This is a genomic window from Herbaspirillum sp. CAH-3 (genome assembly GCF_009668275.1).
GTDB lineage: Bacteria > Pseudomonadota > Gammaproteobacteria > Burkholderiales > Burkholderiaceae_D > Herbaspirillum > Herbaspirillum aquaticum.
Genome location: NZ_VSWE01000022.1, coordinates 22388 through 39713, shown reverse-complemented (window position 1 = coordinate 39713; position 17326 = coordinate 22388). Strand labels below are relative to the sequence as shown.

12 protein-coding genes and 1 pseudogene are annotated in these 17326 nt (G+C 65.8%); 8 read left to right on the top strand and 5 right to left on the bottom strand.

The annotated features are described in order from the left end of the window. Positions 1 to 253 precede the first annotated feature (253 nt). Complete coding sequence (locus tag FYB76_RS23530; protein ID WP_154135244.1) at positions 254 to 1528, top strand: FAD-binding oxidoreductase; 1275 nt, start codon at positions 254 to 256, stop codon at positions 1526 to 1528. Here FYB76_RS23530 and FYB76_RS23525 read toward each other — a convergent pair. Together FYB76_RS23525 and FYB76_RS23520 are read right to left on the bottom strand one after the other, a co-directional pair. Continuing rightward, on the bottom strand, positions 1509 to 2675 hold the full coding sequence (locus FYB76_RS23525) for a GGDEF domain-containing protein (protein WP_154135243.1): 1167 nt from the start codon (positions 2673 to 2675) through the stop codon (positions 1509 to 1511). The two genes, FYB76_RS23530 and FYB76_RS23525, sit on opposite strands and share 20 nt — an antisense overlap. A gap of 106 nt (positions 2676 to 2781) precedes the next feature. After that, complete coding sequence (locus FYB76_RS23520) at positions 2782 to 2973, bottom strand: hypothetical protein (RefSeq protein WP_154135242.1); 192 nt, start codon at positions 2971 to 2973, stop codon at positions 2782 to 2784. 223 nt (positions 2974 to 3196) lie between these two features. On the opposite strand from FYB76_RS23520, the gene FYB76_RS23515 reads away from it, so the two are divergent. From FYB76_RS23515 to FYB76_RS23500, 4 genes and pseudogenes are all read left to right on the top strand, one after another. Continuing rightward, positions 3197 to 5209, top strand: coding sequence for a putative bifunctional diguanylate cyclase/phosphodiesterase (locus FYB76_RS23515; RefSeq protein ID WP_370516402.1), 2013 nt, complete (start codon positions 3197 to 3199; stop codon positions 5207 to 5209). Between the two features lie 172 nt (positions 5210 to 5381). Continuing rightward, a pseudogene (locus FYB76_RS23510) lies at positions 5382 to 6335 on the top strand (bifunctional enoyl-CoA hydratase/phosphate acetyltransferase); the annotation flags it as partial. Next, positions 6332 to 7519: an acetate/propionate family kinase gene (locus FYB76_RS23505; protein WP_088755799.1), complete on the top strand. Its 1188-nt coding sequence runs from the start codon at positions 6332 to 6334 to the stop codon at positions 7517 to 7519. The pseudogene FYB76_RS23510 and the gene FYB76_RS23505, both read left to right, overlap by 4 nt. Next, complete coding sequence (locus FYB76_RS23500) at positions 7516 to 8676, top strand: alpha/beta fold hydrolase (protein ID WP_154135239.1); 1161 nt, start codon at positions 7516 to 7518, stop codon at positions 8674 to 8676. The genes FYB76_RS23505 and FYB76_RS23500 overlap by 4 nt, the downstream gene beginning before the upstream one ends. Before the next feature lie 6 nt (positions 8677 to 8682). On the opposite strand, the gene FYB76_RS23495 is transcribed toward FYB76_RS23500, so the two are convergent. Beyond that, the gene (locus FYB76_RS23495) at positions 8683 to 9384 is read right to left on the bottom strand and encodes a TetR/AcrR family transcriptional regulator (protein ID WP_154135238.1); all 702 of its coding nucleotides are present in this window, start codon (positions 9382 to 9384) and stop codon (positions 8683 to 8685) included. Between the two features lie 142 nt (positions 9385 to 9526). Between FYB76_RS23495 and FYB76_RS23490 the strand changes: the two genes are divergently transcribed. Genes FYB76_RS23490 through FYB76_RS23480 form a run of 3 tightly spaced genes read left to right on the top strand, consistent with a single transcriptional unit; the run spans position 9527 to position 15341 of the window. Next, a complete protein-coding gene (locus FYB76_RS23490) occupies positions 9527 to 10690 on the top strand; it encodes an efflux RND transporter periplasmic adaptor subunit (RefSeq protein WP_370516401.1) in 1164 nt (387 codons plus the stop codon). Further along, on the top strand, positions 10687 to 13830 hold the full coding sequence (locus tag FYB76_RS23485; protein WP_088755802.1) for an efflux RND transporter permease subunit: 3144 nt from the start codon (positions 10687 to 10689) through the stop codon (positions 13828 to 13830). Before FYB76_RS23490 ends, FYB76_RS23485 begins: the two co-directional genes overlap by 4 nt. Next, positions 13830 to 15341 carry an efflux transporter outer membrane subunit gene (locus FYB76_RS23480; RefSeq protein ID WP_154135237.1) on the top strand — a complete coding sequence of 504 codons (1512 nt, stop codon included), beginning with the start codon at positions 13830 to 13832 and terminating at the stop codon, positions 15339 to 15341. The genes FYB76_RS23485 and FYB76_RS23480 overlap by 1 nt, the downstream gene beginning before the upstream one ends. 101 nt (positions 15342 to 15442) lie before the next feature. Here the strand turns inward: FYB76_RS23480 and FYB76_RS23475 are convergent, their stop codons facing one another. Beyond that, on the bottom strand, positions 15443 to 16294 hold the full coding sequence (locus FYB76_RS23475) for a carbohydrate ABC transporter permease (RefSeq protein WP_039789561.1): 852 nt from the start codon (positions 16292 to 16294) through the stop codon (positions 15443 to 15445). Between the two features lie 53 nt (positions 16295 to 16347). Further along, positions 16348 to 17271: a carbohydrate ABC transporter permease gene (locus tag FYB76_RS23470; protein WP_145605906.1), complete on the bottom strand. Its 924-nt coding sequence runs from the start codon at positions 17269 to 17271 to the stop codon at positions 16348 to 16350. Positions 17272 to 17326 lie beyond the last annotated feature (55 nt).

Below are 17326 nucleotides of genomic sequence, written 5' to 3'. Positions count from 1 at the left end.
TTCTTATTGCGCCGGGATCGGAGCAGCTTCTACTTTTAAACGGCGGCTTTCCGGCATTTTTCGTTACGCTGCGCCGCTCGTCCTGCTGGCAGCCAGCAAGGACGGGCGCTGCACGAGCATTAACCTGCGTTTAATGCTGCGTTCAATGAGCATTAATCACCGTACCGGGAGCGCACACCATAATCAGCACACACCCTGTTGCGGCCTCGCCCTGCGTTCACGCCCCGGCTGCCGACTGTCGATGGAGCTCCTGATGCAATTGAAGTCGTACTGGCTGGACACCTCATCCCCCTTCATCAGCACCCATCCCGCCTTGCCCGACGGCGGTTGCGACGTCCTGGTCGTCGGCGGCGGCATCACCGGTTCAGCCGCGGCCCTGGCGCTGGCGCGCAAGGGGGCCAGGGTGGTGGTGTGCGAAGCTGATATCGTCGGAGGTGCCGCCTCCGGACGCAATGGCGGCATGTGCAACAACGGTTTCGCGCAGGACTACGCTGCCCTGTCACAACGCCTGGGAACGGAATGCGCCAACCGGCTCTATCGGGCCTTCGATGCCGGAGTGGATACCGTGGAAAGGCTGGTGCGCGAGGAATCCATCGACTGCAGTTTTGCCCGTTACGGCAAGCTCAAGCTGGCGGCCAAGCCCGAGCACTTCGACAAGCTGGCGCGCAGCCAGGCCCTGCTGGCCGCCAATGTGGACGCCGATACGCGCCTGGTCAGCCGCGCCGAACTGCGTGACGAATTGGGCAGCGACCGTTACTACGGCGCACTGCTGATGCAAAAGAGTGCCGGCATGCATGTCGGACGCTATGTCCGCGGCCTGGCCCACGCCGCCCAGCGACGCGGCGCGATCTACCTCGAACACACGCCCGTGCTGGGCCTGAAGGCGCAGGGAGGCGGCTATCAGGTGCAGACGCCGGCAGGCAGCCTGCGCGCCGGCCAGGTGCTGCTGGCCAGCGGCATTTCACAGGTCGGTCCGTTTGGCTGGATACGCCGCCGCATCGTGCCGGTGGGTGCTTTCCTGATCGTCACGGAACCGCTGCCGGCGGAACTGCTGGCGCAGTTGCTGCCAACGCGTCGGATGTACACCGATACCAAGAATTTTGTAAATTATTTCCGCGCTACGCCGGACAATCGCCTGCTCTTCGGCGGGCGGGCGCGCTTTGCCGTGTCCAATCCGCAGTCCGACGCCAAGAGCGGCGAGATCCTGCGCGGCCAGATGCTGGAGGTGTTCCCGCAACTGGCCAAGGTCCGCATCGACTACTGCTGGGGCGGCATGGTCGACATGACCGTGGACCGCCTGCCGCGTGCCGGACAGCGTGATGGCGTCTTCCATGCCATGGGCTACAGCGGCCACGGCACGCACATGGCCAGCCTCATGGGGACGCTGATGGCCGAGGTGATGGAAGGCCGCACCGATCTCAACCCATGGAAAGACTTCGACTGGCCGGCCATCCCCGGTCATGTCGGCAAGCCCTGGTTCCTGCCCCTGGTCGGGGCCTGGTACCGCCTCAAGGACTGGTTGCAGTGATGTGTGCCGGGCTCACGATGAGCCGGTCGCGCCCGGCCCGCTTGGCATCATAGAGGGCGGCATCGGCTGCCGCCATCAGCTTTTCCAGCGTCAGCGCGGGCGTGGTGTAGAGACTGGCGCCCACGCTCAGGCTCACCGCATCAGGGGTTGCCACTGCCTTGCGCGCTACATGCGCGAAGGCCATCCGCAATTGTTCTCCAAGATGGGCCACCTGTTCTGCACGCACATCCCGCAGCAGGATCACGAACTCGTCCCCGCCCAGCCGCGCGGCCAGTGCATCGGCGGGCAGCACATCGCGCAGCAGGGTACTCAGGGCTTCGAGCAGCTTGTCGCCCGCAGCATGGCCGTGCAAGTCGTTGACCTGTTTGAAGTTGTCGATGTCGATGAGCAGCAGTGCACCCGGATGGGCCTTGCTGGCCTGGGCCAGCAGTGCCGGCGCGCCCGCCTGCAAGGCACGGCGGTTCAGCAGTCCCGTCAGGGGGTCGCGCGCGGCCAGCTGGCCGATGCGTTCTTCGCGGCGATGGCGTTCGGTGCCGGTCATCGACAAGGCGATCAGCATCACCGCCATCGATCCTTCCACCAGCGAGACCTGGATCAGCGCGCCGCCGAAGGCCGCCAGATCCACGAACGCGCCCAGCGCCAGCGCCGAGACCGCCTTGGCGAGATAGAACAGCCCGTGGATCAGCAGGACATAGCGCAGCTGTACCGCGCCCACGCTCAAGGAGGCGCCGTGCGGACGCAGCAGCAGGCTGGCGTGCAAGGTGAGGGCGGCGATCATCAGCGACTGCAGGCCCAGCATCACGCGCGACCACCAGGCGTGCGCGGGCAGCAGCAGCATCAGCAGCCAGAGCAGGGCGATGAGCCACCACCAGCGTGAGACACGAGTGCGCGTGAACCACGCCACCCCCGCCAGGAAGCAGCCGTGGGCGGCGATGAGCAGGCCATTGGCGAACCAGATGCCCACCACCAGGTAGCCGCGCGAGCGCAGCAGCGCCAGGAAGGAGCCGACCGTGATGATGGCGAAACCGCTGCTCCACAGCAGCAGCGAACGTTCCCGCACGCTGCCCCATTCGATGGCCAGGTACAGGGAGGCGGCGGCGGCCAGCGCAATGGTGAGGATGAGGAGAGTGGAGGGATCGAGAGCCATGACAGGAGCAGCGCCAATTTGCCGCGCAGTAAATACCGCTCCATTTTAGCCTTCCGGCGCACCGGGTCCGGAAATCCCCCTGCGGGAACTGTTGCTTTCGGAGAACTCAGCTTGCCGCCGATGGCGTTGCGGGCGCCTGCGGTGTTGCCTCCGGCGCCGCCGCAGCAGCGTCCCCGCCAGCCTGTTGCGGCGACAGCTGCGGCAGTTTCCTGTTGACCAGGGGCAAGTTATGACGCTCGCTGCCGTCGGGCATGACGGCCTGTTCAGCCGATAGCCAGTTGCCGTTGTCTTGGGACATGAGGGTTCTCCAGGTCATGAAAAGGGATCAGCAAGCCCGGAGCTTGTCTCTTCCGCGCCAACAACTCGTTGATACATCTCAATAGGGCTCATGTTTTGATGGGAATTTTTCTTATTCATTGGATAATACCCGCGACCGGTAGCGCTACCCTGGACAGGGAGGCCCAGCCGGTTCTGCCTGGCCGCTCGGCAGGCAGCGCAGATGGGCATGACGGGATGGAGATGTGAACGAACTCAAGACAGAAACCGGCGCCGGGGATCAAGACTCCCGGATCGCATTGCGACAACTGATCCGCGCCGACCAGCTCACGGCGGCACGGCATACGGTCATGCTGTCCATTCCGGTGGCCTTCGTGCTCAGCGGCATTTCCACGTTCGTGGCCTGGCATTCCGGCAAGATCTGGATTGCCCTGGTGTGGCTGGTTTGCGCCACGCTGGTCAATGTGGTGCGTATCCCCCTGTGCCGCCTGTCGCCACAGCGCGTGGCGCAGCTGGTACCGTGGATGCACCGGCGCGGCGAGGCTGGCGGCCCGGGCGCCGTGGTCGAATTGAACCTGCGCCTGCACTGGATCCTGGCACTGGTCTCGGGCATCGCCTGGGCCGGCATGCCCTGGCTGAGCGAGGGTTACACCACGCCCGAGACGCTGTTCTACCTCACCTGCGTGTGCGGCATCACGGCCGGTGCGGTCACGCACGGATTTGCCTTTGCCCGCATCCCCATCAGTTTCATCACGCCGCCCCTGCTGTCGGTGATCTTCTGCCTGCTCGCATTCGATCGCACCCCGACCCGCCTGGCCCTGGCCGCCACGGCCGTGATCTATCTCGCCGGGCTGATCCGCGGTGCGCGCGTGGGCGAGCGCATGTTCTCGCGCGCCTGCGCCCTGAAGAACGAAGCCACCACCGCCAACCACGCCCTGGCCGTGGCGCATGAAGACCTGCGCCAGTTCGCCGCGCGCATGCAGTACCAGGCCGAGCACGACCTGCTGACCGGCCTGCTGGACCGCGCCGGTTTCATGCAGGTGGCCACGCAGGTGCTGGCGCAGCAGCAGGACCGGCATTGCCTGATGTTCCTCGACCTGGATGGTTTCAAGGTCATCAACGACGCCTACGGCCACGAAGCGGGCGACCAGGTGCTCATCGAAGTGGCACGGCGCCTGCAGGCCGCCCTGCCCGAAGGCGCCACGCTGGCGCGCCTGGGCGGCGATGAATTCGTGATCCTCTATCCGCTGACGGTGCAGGCAGAGCTGCCGGAGCAGGTGGCCCGGCGCCTGATCGCAGCGATCCGCCAGCCCTTCGCGCGCCTGGCCCATCGCCACATCGGCCTGAGCCTGGGCATCTACCTCTCGCGCGGGGACGACATCAACGAGATGCTGGTCTGCTCGGACGCCGCCATGTACGAAGCCAAGCGCCGTGGCCGCAACCAGTACCAGCTCTTCAACGCCGCGCTGGATGCCCATCTGCAGATGAAGCGCGACGTCGAGCGCGACCTTGCCCAGGCCCTGGCCGATGGCGAACTGCAGGTCTGGTTCCAGCCCATCGTCTGCGATGGCGGGCGTGCCCTGGACGGCTTTGAAGCGCTGGTGCGCTGGACCCATCGCCGCCACGGCGCCATCGCCCCGCCCGATCTCATCGAGATCGCGGCGCTGGCGGGTTTGTCCGAAGAACTGCTGCGTTTCATCATGGGTGAAGTCGCCGCGATGATCCGCTTCATGCAGGACAACGGCCGCAGCGACCTGCGCGTGTCGATGAACATCTCGCCGCGCGAAATGGAGCGCATCGTCATCGAAGACCTAGTCGCCGGTACCCTCAAGCGCCAGGACCTGCCCGCGCGCATGCTGGAAATCGAGATCACCGAAGAGACTGCGCTGGACCTGCAGGCTGCCACGCAGACCTTGACTGCGCTGGCGATGCAGGGCGTCAGCATTGCCATTGACGACTTTGGTGTGGGCTATTCCTCGCTGGGTTTCCTGCGCCAGATGCATGTCTCGCGCGTGAAGATCGACCGCAGCTTCGTCACCGGCCTGGCCGACCAGACCGAGAACCAGGCCCTGGTCTCGGCGGTGCTGCAGCTGGCCGAGTCCTTCGGCTTCCAGGTGGTGGCCGAAGGCGTGGAGAGCGCGGAAGACCTGCAGGTGCTGCAATCCATGCGCTGCCACGCCATGCAGGGCCATTACTTCGCCGAACCGATGCCGGCCGAACGCGCGCGCCAGCATGTGCTGGCTCTGGCGCCGGCCTGATCGACCGGATCACAGGACCAAAGTTGAAGCAGATCAAGCTTTGTGTTCTCTGTCCCGCCAGCGGGCAGTCCTGCAATTGAACTCACCTCCTGCCAAGGATATGCTGCGACACAGCAAGCCCGCATGAGCGCGTCCTGCCTCATGCCATCCCCCCAAGGAGGTCGACATGGTCCCACCTGCGCAGGCCACGCCTGCCGAACGCTACGGTCAACTCATCCGCGATGCCCTGGGCGCACAGCCCATGCGGGTGGCCGTGGTCCATCCCTGTTCTGCCGAGGCCTTGCAGGGCGCACTGGAGGCGCGTGAAGAAGGCCTGCTGGAGCCCCTCCTGGTGGGGCCGGAAGCCAGGATACGACGGGTCGCCGAGGCGGCGGGCCTGTCGCTGGCGGGTTTGCAGATCGAGTCCACCGAACACAGCCACGCCGCTGCCGCACGCGCGGTCGAACTGGCCGTCCAGGGGCGCGTGGCCGCGCTCATGAAGGGCAGCCTGCACAGCGATGAGTTGCTGGGCGCCGTGGTCGCCGCCGGTTCGGGGCTGCGCACCGAACGCCGCATCAGCCATGTCTACGCCATGGCCATCCCCACCTACGCCAAGCCGCTCATCATCACCGATGCCGCCATCAACATCACGCCCACCCTGGCCCACAAGCGCGACATCTGCCAGAACGCCATCGACCTGCTGCACGTGATGGGCGTGCCGCGTCCGCATGTGGCCGTGCTGGCGGCAGTCGAAACGGTCAACCCGGCCATGCCCTCGACCCTGGATGCGGCGGCCCTTACCGTGATGGCCACGCGGCGCCAGATCACAGGCGCCCTGGTGGACGGACCGCTGGCCTTCGACAATGCCATCAGCCTGCAATCAGCCAGCATCAAGCACATCGATTCACCCGTGGCGGGCAGTGCCGACATCCTGCTGGTGCCTGACCTGGAGGCCGGCAACATGCTGGCCAAGCAGCTGATCTACCTGTCCCAGGCCGAGGCGGCCGGGTTGGTGCTGGGGGCGCGTGTGCCGGTGATCCTGACCAGCCGCGCCGACAGCCTGCGCGTGCGTCTGGCCTCGTCTGCACTGGCGCGCCTGTTCGCCTCGCGTAGCAAGGTGGCGGCCATCGGCAAGGAGGCCGCATGAACCGCTGGCTGCTGACCTTCAATGCGGGCTCCTCCTCGATCAAGCTGGGCGTGTTCCGCCTCGATGGCAGCAGTGCCAGCAAGATCGGCCACGGCCAGCTCGACCTGCATCTGTCTCCCTTGCGGCTGCGCCTGGAGATCGAGGGGGTAGCCTCGGAGATGGGCATCGATGCCGATCCTGCCGCTTCCATGGACCAGGTGCTGGAGCAGGTCCTGCACCAGCTCGAAGTGGGCCATGAACAGGGCGCCCTGTGTGCGGTGGGCCATCGCGTGGTGCATGGCGGACTGCATCTGGCGCATCCGGTCCTGCTCGACGAACGCCTGGAGCAGGAGCTCGAAGCCCTGGCCCCGCTGGCGCCCTTGCATCAGCCGCAGAACCTGCGCCTGATTCGCGCCATCGCGCGGTTGCGTCCGGGCCTGCCGCAGACGGCCTCCTTCGATACCGCATTCCATGCGACGCAGGATGCACTGGCGCGTCGCTTCGCCCTGCCGCGCAAGCTGCATGACCAGGGCGTGCTGCGCTATGGTTTCCATGGCATCTCCTACAGCTACATCGCCAGTGAATTGCGCCGCCGCCAGTTGCCCGAGGCACACGGCAACGTGGTGGTCGCACACCTGGGCAATGGTGCCAGCCTGTGCGGCATCCAGAACGGGCGCAGCGTCGATGCCAGTACCGGATTTTCCACGCTGGAAGGCGTGCCCATGGGCACGCGCTGTGGCGCGCTCGATGCAGGCGTGCTGCTGTACCTGCTGCAGCAGGGGATGACGCCGGCCGCGCTGGAAGACTTGCTGTATCACCAGTCCGGCCTGCTGGGCGTGTCCGGCGTGAGCGCCGATGTGCGGACCCTGCAGCAGAGCAACGGGGTTGCCGCGCGCGAGGCGCTGGAGTTGTTTGCCCTGCGCTGCGCCGGCGAAGCGGCGCGCCTGGCCACTACCCTGGGCGGCATGGACGCGCTGGTCTTCACCGCCGGCATCGGCGAACACGACGCGCGCATGCGTGCGGCCATCTGCGCACGCCTCGACTGGCTTGGCGTGCAGCTCGATGAGAGCGCCAATGCCCAGCATCTCGAATGCATCAGCCACCAGGCCAGCCGCGTGCGGGTGCTGGTGATCCCGACCAATGAAGAACAGGTCATTGCCGACGATGCGGCAAGACTTGTCCAAGCTTCCCGGAGCCATCCATGACGACTTCCCCTGCCAGCCACACCCGCCATCCCGCGCAAGAGCCAGCGGCCTGCGGACCCGGCTGCGTCCCGCTGTTCTGGCCCATGATGCTGGCCACCGAAGTATTTCGCCAGGGGCAGGACGTGGTGGACAAGCACCTGCGCTTCCTGGAGGAAGAGGCCAAGCTGCATGCCCTGCATCATCCGCAGATGGCCACTGCCAACCGGGTGCGCCTGGCGTTGCGCACCCTGAGCCTGCGCGAATACGGCAAGCCGGGTGCGGCCCATGCGGTTCCTACGCTGGTGGTGGCGCCCTATGCCGGGCACACCTCGGTGATTGCCGACTATTACCAGGGCCAGAGCCTGGTGGAGACCCTGCTCGAACATGGCGTGCCGCACGTGTTCCTGACCGACTGGCACAGCGCCAGCGAAGACATGAAGGACCTGGAGATCGACAACTACCTGGCCGACCTGTGCGTGGTCATCGATGAACTGGGCGGACGCGCCAACCTGGTCGGCCTGTGCCAGGGCGGCTGGATTTCGGCCATGATCGCCGCGCGCTTCCCGCACAAGGTGCAGCGCCTGGTGCTGGCCGGTTCCCCCATCGATGCCGGGGCCGGCGACGGGCCGCTCAAGCAGATGGTGGATCGCACGCCGATCCGCTTCTACGAAGACCTGGTACGCACCGGCGGCGGACTCATGCGCGGCAGCTTCATGCTGCAGGGCTGGAAGAACATGCACCCCGACGAGCACTACTTCACCGAACACGTGGACCTGTTCCAGCACATTGATGATCCCGTGTACCTGGCCAAGCGCGAGACCTTCGCCGCCTGGTACGAAACCCCGATCGACCTGCCAGGGCGCTGGTATCTCCAGGCGATTCGCCAGATCTTCAAGGACAACCTGCTGGCACGCGGCCAGTACGTGGCCCTGGGCAAGACGCTGGACCTGCGCGACATCACCTGCCCGCTCTACCTGCTGGCCGGCGAGCGCGACGACATCACCACCCCTGAGCAGGTGCTCAACGCGGCGCAGCTGGTGGGCACCGCGCCCGGGCACATCACGCAGCGCGTGGTGCCGGGCGGGCACATCGGTCTGTTCATGGGAGGGCGCACGCTGGCCGAGGCCTGGCCGCAGATCGCGCAGTGGCTGTGCGCGCCGCTGAAGACGAGCGGCTAGCCCGGTTCAGGCAACTGGCGGGATTTTCTTGCGGGCGGTGGCGGGTTTGCGCACCGCCTTTTTTACGTCCGTAGCAGGAGGGTGATCCCCAGGGGCAGCGACCGCAACGGAAGCCTTGAGGAACCACGCCAGCACCGATTCGGCGGTCTTGCCGTCGACGATGTGCGGTACGCAGCGATAGGAAAAACTCACACCCTCGCACAAGGCCATCAGGCCGATGGCGATTTCGCGCGGCGGTGCCGCCGGGGCGGTGCCGGTCAGGTGGCAGTAGGCTTCGACAAAAGCGGTGATCTGGCTGTAGCGCTGTTCCAGGAAGGTATCGAGCTGGGCGCGGAATTTCTCGTCGCGCAGGGCAATGATGCGCGCCTCCATCCACAGCAGGCTGCATTTGTCATCGCGGTACAGCGCCGAATACTGCACCGCCAGCGCATCGCGCAGGGCGGCGGGATCGGTCAGTCCGCCATCGAGGATACGCTCGAAGCCGCGGTCGATGCTTTCGCCTTCGCGGCGCAGCAGCTCGAAGAAGAGCTGCTCCTTGTCATCGAAGTTGGAATAGAAGGCGCCGCGCGAATATCCGGCGGCCGTGCTGATATCCTCCACACTGGCCTGCGCGTATCCCTTCTGCATGAACACCGCGTGCGCCGCCTCCAGCAGACGTTCCCGGGTCTGCTCACGGCTTTGCTCGCGGCTGAGTCGTTGGCGTGTCATGGGGCAGGATTCTAACACTGTTGTATTCGGATACAAGCTTGCATCTGAATTCATATGTGCATTAGAATCGCTGAAATTTTGTAAAGATGCGGAACGCGCCGCGATCCGACACCTGACACCACCCTTTCCCGAAAGGAATGCTGTGAAGCCAGTCTCCCGTCCGTGTTCCGGTCGTCTTTCCACATCTGTCCCGGTCCCTCACCGCGCACCTTTGGCGCGCCTGGCGCTGATGGCCATTCCCTTCACGCTGTTGCTCTCGGCCTGCAGCAAGCCCGCGCCGGTCGCCGATGCACCGCGCGAAGTGGTGGTGCTGCAGGCGCAGGAACGCGGCAGCACCCGGCCGCTGCACCTGCCGGCCGAGGTCCAGTCGCGCTATGTGACTTCGCTTTCCTTCCGCGTGGCCGGCCAGCTGGTGGAACGCCGCGTGCATCTGGGTGACAGCGTGCGCAAGGGGCAGGTGCTGGCACGTCTCGACCCCTCTGACGCCGACCAGAATGCCGCCTCGGCCCGCGCCGAACTGGACTCCGCCCGCCAGCACCTTGAGGCGGCGCAGAAACAGCTGCAGCGCGACACCGCGCAAGCCGCCGAACAGCTCATCAGCGCCCAGCAACTGGAGCAGAGCCAGGATGCCCACGCTGCCGCGCTCTCGCAATTCAAGGCCGCGCAGGCCCGTGCCGCGGTGGCCGGCAACCAGCGCGACTACACCACTTTGGTGGCCCAGCATGATGGCGTCATCAGCGCCGAGCAGGCCAATACCGGAGATGTATTGAGTGCTGGCCAGCCGGTCTATTCGCTGGCCTGGTCGGGTGCGGTCGATGTGGTCACTGATGTCGCGGACCGCCAACTGGCCGGCCTGCAGCCCGGTGCCGCCGCCGAGGTCACGCTGGCAGCCTTGCCCGGCAAGACGTACAAGGGCCGCGTGCGCGAAGTCGCCCCGGCGGCCGATCCCCAGAGCCGCACCTTCCGCATCAAGGTCACGCTGGAACAGCCGGACGCCAGCGTACGCCTGGGCATGACCGGTGAAGTGCGCATCACCCCGGCCGATACCGCGCAGGGCCAGGTGCTGATGTTGCCGGCCACTGCCCTGTTCCACCAGGGCGGCAAGCCTGCGGTATGGATCGTGGGCAACGAGGGCAAGCTGGAATTGCGTCCGGTCACGGTAGCCGCTTATGGCGAGCGCAGCATCTCGCTCTCGCAAGGCGTGGGCGCACAGGACAAGGTGGTGGTGCAGGGTGTGCATACCCTCACCGTGGGTGAGAAGGTCAAGCCGGTGGCGCCCTTGCATGCCGAGGACTTCGCCCTATGAGCGCGCCCGGCCGTTTCAATCTGTCCGCCTGGACCCTGCAGCACCAGGCACTGGTGACCTTCATCCTGGCGCTGGTGACCTTGCTGGGCATCGGTTCCTACTCGCGCCTGTCGCAATCGGAAGACCCGCCCTTCACCTTCAAGGTGATGGTGATCCAGACCGACTGGCCTGGCGCCACCGCGCGCCAGGTGCAGGAGCAGATCACCGACCGCATCGCGCGCAAGCTGCAGGAGACCCCCGATGTGGATTTCCTGCGCAGCTATTCGCGCGCGGGTCAGTCGCAGCTCTTCTTCACCATCAAGGACACGGCACCCGCCTCGCAGGTGCCGCAGACCTGGTACCAGGTGCGCAAGAAGGTCGGCGACGTCGCGGCCACCTTGCCCCAGGGCGTCAGGGGTCCTTACTTCAATGACGAGTTCGGCGACGTCTACACCAACATCTACGCCCTGGCCGGCGATGGCTTCACGCCTGCGCAGCTGCGCGACTATGCCGACCAGCTGCGCGGCGAACTGCTGCATGTGCCGGGCGTGGCCAAGATCGACTACTTCGGCGAGCGCCAGGAACGCATCTACATCGACATCGGCAACACCCGCATGACGCGCCTGGGCATCAGCCCGCAGCAGCTGGCCGACGCCATCGGCGGGCAGAATGCGGTGGTGCCGGGCGGCCTCATCACCACCAGCAGTGACCGCGTCTACGTGCGTCCCACCGGTCAGTTCGACAACCTGCGCGCGCTGGAAGACAAGATCATCCACGTCAACAACCGCAATTTCCGCCTGGGCGACATCGCCACCATCACGCGCGGCTACGACGAACCGCAGGAGCAGGAGATGCGCGCCAACGGCCAGCCGGTGCTGGGCATCGGCGTGACCATGCAGCCGGGCGGCGATGTCATCCGCCTGGGTAAGGCGCTGGACGAGCGCACTGAACAATTGCGCAAGCGCCTGCCCGCCGGGCTCACGCTGACGGCGGTCTCCAGCATGCCGCATGCGGTGGAAAAATCGGTGGATGACTTTTTGGAAGCCGTAGCCGAAGCGGTGGCCATCGTGCTGGTGGTCAGCCTGGTATCGCTGGGTATCCGCACCGGCATGGTGGTGGTGATCTCGATTCCCATCGTGCTGGCGGTGACGTCGCTGTTCATGTACATGTTCGACATCGGCCTGCACAAGGTCTCGCTGGGTACGCTGGTGCTGGCGCTGGGCTTGCTGGTGGATGACGCCATCATCGCCGTCGAAATGATGGCGGTCAAACTGGAGCAGGGCTGGAACCGCCGCCGCGCCGCTGCCTTCGCCTACACCAGCACGGCCTTCCCGATGCTGACCGGTACCCTGGTGACCGTGGCCGGCTTCCTGCCGATTGCCCTGGCCAAGTCGGGCACGGGGGAATACACGCGGTCCATCTTCGAGGTCTCGGCCATTGCGCTGCTGCTGTCCTGGCTGGCGGCGGTGGTGCTCATTCCGCTGCTGGGCTATCACATGCTCAAGGAAAAGCCGGGCGCGCTCACCGATGAAGAGATCGCCGCCAATCCGCATGCCGGCCACGATGAGGAAGACCACGACCATCCCATCTACCAGACCCGCATCTACACCTGGCTGCGCCGTTCGGTGGCCTGGTGCGTGGCATTCCGGGGCCGCGTGGTGATCGCCACCACGGTGCTCTTCATCGCTTCCCTGGCGGCGTTTGCGCTGGTGCCGCAGCAATTCTTCCCCAGCTCGGATCGCCCCGAATTGCTGATCGACCTGCACTTGCCGGAGCGCGCTTCCTTCGAAGCCACGCAGCGCGAGGCGGTGCGCATGGAAGCGCTGCTCAAGGATCGTCCGCAGATTGAGCATGTGGTCAGCTTCGTCGGGGTCGGTGCGCCACGCTTCTACCTGCCGCTGGACCAGCAACTGGCCAGCCCCAACTTTGCGCAATTCGTGGTCACCGCCAAGTCGGTGGAAGATCGCGAGGCCTTGGCCAAAGCGCTGGAGGAGCCGCTGCGCAAGCAGTTCAGCGGCGCGCGCACGCGCATGACGCGGCTGGAGAACGGCCCGCCGGTGGGCTTCCCGGTGCAGTTCCGCATCAGTGGCGAACAGATTCCCAAGGTGCGCGCCATCGCCGAACAGGTCGCCGCCGAATTGCGCAAGGAGAGCCGCGCCACCAACATCCAGTTCGATTGGGATGAACCGGCCCAGCGTTCGGTGTCCTTCGAGATCGACCAGAAGCGTGCCGGCGAACTGGGCTTGAGCAGCCAGCAGATCGCCAATTTCCTGGCCATGCAATTGTCCGGCTTCACGGTGACCCAATACCGTGAACGCGACAAACTCATCGGAGTCGACCTGCGTGCACCGCGTAGCGAGCGGGTTGATCCATCGCGCCTGGCCACCTTGTCCATGCCGACCGCCAACGGCCCGGTGCCGCTGGCCGCGCTCGGCCAGTTCCACAACACGCTGGAATACGGCGTGATCTGGGAGCGCGATCGCCAACCGACCATCACCGTGCTGGCCGATGTGCAGGCTGGCGTGCAGGGCATCGACGTCACCAATGACGTCGACCGCAAGCTCGATGCGCTGCGCGGCGAGCTACCGGTGGGCTATCGCATCGACGTCGGCGGACCGGTGGAAGAAAACGCCAAGGCACAATCCTCGATTTCGGCGCAGATGCCGCTGATGGTCATTGCCGTGCTGCTGTTGCTGATGGTGCAGTTGCAGAGTTTCGGCCGCACCCTGATGGTGGTCATGACCGCACCGCTCGGATTGATCGGCGTGGTGGGCGCGCTGCTGCTGTTCGGCCAGCCCTTCGGCTTCGTCGCCATGCTGGGCACCATCGCCATGCTGGGCATCATCATGCGCAACTCGGTGATCCTGGTGGACCAGATCGAGCAGGACATCGCCGCAGGACGTGGCCGTTTCGATGCGATCGTCGGCGCCACCGTGCGCCGCTTCCGCCCGATCACGCTCACTGCTGCGGCGGCCGTGCTGGCGCTGATCCCGCTGTTGCGCAGCAACTTCTTCGGTCCGATGGCCACCGCCCTGATGGGCGGCATCACCATCGCCACCATCCTGACCCTGTTCTACCTGCCGGCGCTGTATGCGCTGTGCTACCGGGTCAAGCCGGATGAAACCCATCACCGCGACCAGGCCGCGCAAGGGAGCCACTGATGAGCGCAATTCGTTTGATGTTCGCCCCGCAGGTGCGTCCGGTTGCCCTGGCCGCGGCGCTGCTACTCTCCGGATGCGCCCTGGGCCCGACCGGCGAAGCCCCTGCCACGCCCCGGCCGGCCCAATACGCCGTCGAGGCCACGCCGGCTGCACTGGGTCCACAGGAGGCTCGCCAGACCTTCGTGCTGGGCCAGCGGTCCGTACCGCAATGGTGGCGTGCCTATGGGTCGCCGGATTTGTCGGCCTGGGTCGAGGAGGCCTTGCGCAGCAATCATTCGCTGGCCGAGGCGGATCGCAACCTGGCCAGCGCGCGCCTGCAATTGCGCGCGCAGATCGATGAATCGCTTTGGCCCACCATCGATGCGGTCGGCCAGGCCCAGCGCCAGCGTGCCCTGGGCCTGCCCAACATCGGCCCGACCACCAATCTCTACAACGTCTTCGCCGGCCAGATCCGCGCCAGCTATACCTTCGACCTGTTCGGCGTGGAGCGCTTCGCCAACTCGGCGCTGGCCGCGCAAGTCGATGCCCAGTCCTACCAGTTCGACGCGGCCCGCCGGGCAGTGGCCGCCAATGTGGTCATCAGCGCCATCAATGCGGCCTCGCTGCGCGCGCAAGTGGCCGATACCGAACGCCTGGTGGCGCTGGCCGATGCCGATGTGCAGGAGCTGCAGCGGCGGCTGGCCTTGGGGGCGGTCTCCAATGATGAGGTCTTGTCCGCGCGCGCCAGTGCGCAATCATTGCGCGCCAGCCTGCCGGCCTTGAAGGCGCAGTGGCAGGGTGCGCGCCATGCCCTGGCGGTGTTGATGGGACGTACGCCGGATGCCGCGCCGCCCGATCTCGATATCGCCAGCCTCAAGCTGCCCGAGCAGGTACCGATGACGGTGCCCTCCGAACTGCTCAAGCAACGTCCCGACATCCTCGCCGCCGATGCGGCCCTGAAGGTGGCGGCGGCCGAACAGGCGCTGGCCACGGCCGAGATGTTTCCCAGCTTGTCCATCAGTGCCTCCTTCGGCCAGTCCGGCTTCTCCTGGGCCAAGGCCACCAGCGGTGCCGGTGCAGTGTGGGGGCTGGGCGCGTCGTTGACGCAGCCGCTGTTCCACGGCGGTGCGCTGCGCGCCAAGCGCGATGCGGCCAAGGAAGCCTATCTCGCCGCCGAAGCCCATTATCGCCAAACCGTGTTGAATGCTTTCCAGAACGTGGCCGATAGCCTGGTGGCATTGACGCAGGACGCCGATGCCTTGCAGGCCTCGGCCGCAGCGCGCACGGCGTCGGAACAGGGGTGGCGCAATGCGCAGCGGCGTGCGCAACTGGGGGCCTACCCGGCCAGTGCGGCACGCGCGGGCGAGCGCCAATATCTCAACGCCAGGCTGGGCGAGATTCGCGCCACGGCCAGCCGCATGAATGACACGGCCACGCTCTACCAGGCCATGGGTGTCGGGTACGAAACGCCGGCGCATGCAGCGCAGGCGCCGATACCGGCCGGCGGTGATTCGCCGCCGCCGGTTCGATGAAAATGATCATGATCATGGTCCAGCCCCAGCTCCCGCCCCCGGCATCACCGAAAGGCGCCAGGGCGGGAGCGCCAGCCCTGCATTAAGCGAGCCGGGACGCTTCAGCCCTTGCTGGCCCCGAAGGTCAGTCCGGCCACGAACTGCTTCTGCATCACGAAGAACAGGATCACCGAGGGCAGCGCTGCCAGAATGGAACCGGCCGAGACCAGGTTCCAGGCCGTGGTCCATTGCCCGCGCAGCGCAGCCACGCCCACGGTGATGGGCGCCACGTCATCGCCCTGGGTCAGCACCAGCGCCCAGAAGTAATCATTCCACACGAAGGTGAACACCAGCACCGCCAGCGCGGCCAGTGCCGGGCGGATCAGCGGCAGCACGATGCGATAGAACACGGTCCACTCGCTGGCCCCTTCGATGCGCGCCGCCTCGATCATCTCGAAGGGGAGCTGCTTGATGAAATTGCGCAGGAACAAGGTACAGAATCCTGTCTGCATGGCGATGTGGAACAGCATCATCCCGGTGATGGTGTTGAACAGGCCCAGCGACAGCGACAAATCGCGCACCGGGATCATCAGGATCTGCTGCGGCACGAAGTTGCAGGCCACGAAGGTGGCGAAGAGCACCGTGTTGCCACGGAACTGGTAAGTCGACAGCGCAAAGCCGGCCATGGCCGCCAGCGAGATGGCACCGATCACCGAGGGGATGGTGATGAGGCAGCTGTTCCAGAAGTAATGCAGCATGGGCGAGGCGGTCAGCGCCTCGCGGTAATTCTCCAGCATGGCGAAGTCCTGCGGCCAGCCCCAGTAGTTGCCGGCCATCAGTTCATCGTTGGAGCGGATCGAGGTGACCAGCGCGGTCAGCATCGGCAGCAGCCAGATCAGCAGCGCCACCGGCAGCGAAGCCCGGTAGAGCGCGCGGTTGATCGGCTTCCATTTTTCTATCGGCATGGGGAACATGGCGATCTCTCTTTTCTCTTGAGCGTGGGCGATGGACGTGCAGCGTCGGACGATCAGCGTTCGTCGCGCAGCATGCGGCGCAGTTGATAGATGATGTAGACCAGCATGATGGCAAACAGCGTTACCGCCACGGCCGCCGAATATCCCTGGCGGTAGTACTTGATGGCTTGGTCATAGGCGTAGTACGCCAGCACGGTGGAGCTTTCGTAAGGACCGCCGCTGGTCATCACCGAGATCAGGTCGAAGCTGCGCAGCGCGCCGATGATGCTGACCACGAAGGCCATGAAGGTGGTCGAACGCAGCTGCGGCAGGATCACGTAGCGCAGCATGCTCCAGCCCTTGGCGCCTTCCATGCGGGCCGCTTCGACCTGGTCATGGTTCAGGGCGGTCAGGCCGGTGAGGAACAGGATCATGCAATACGCCGTCTGCGGCCACAGGGCTGCGAAGATGATGCCGAAGGTGGCATAGCGCGCATCGCCCAGCACCGGCACGCCCTGGCCCAGGATCAGCGACAGCAGGCCGAAGCTGGGGTCATAGAACCAGCTGTAGATCAAGCCGACCACCACGCCCGAGAGCACGAAGGGCGCGAAGAACAGCGACTTCACCACCCGCATGCCGGCGACCTTCTGGTTCAGGTAGAGCGCAATGGCCAGCCCCATGGGCGGGGCCAGCAGGAACATGAGCAGCCACAGCACGTTGTTCTTCAAGGCCGTGTAGAAGGTCGGCGCGTGGAACAGTTCGATGTAGTTGGCCAGGCCCACGTACTTGGGATCGGTCATGCCATCCCAGCTGAAGAAGCTGAGATAGATCGTGTAGAGAATCGGGTACAGCACGTAGACCAGCGTCATCACGCAGGCCGGCGCCAGGAACCAGAAGGCGGCGCGATTGCGGCGGGCGGCACTGCGCTGCGGACCTGAGACTGGCGTGGCAGCGGGTTGGGTCGCAGGCGGCTGCGCGGCGGAAGTGGGCGCTAGCATGGCGGGGTCTCCTTCTTTTTCTGCGGGGCCATTCCACCGTTGCGCATGGCAAGGG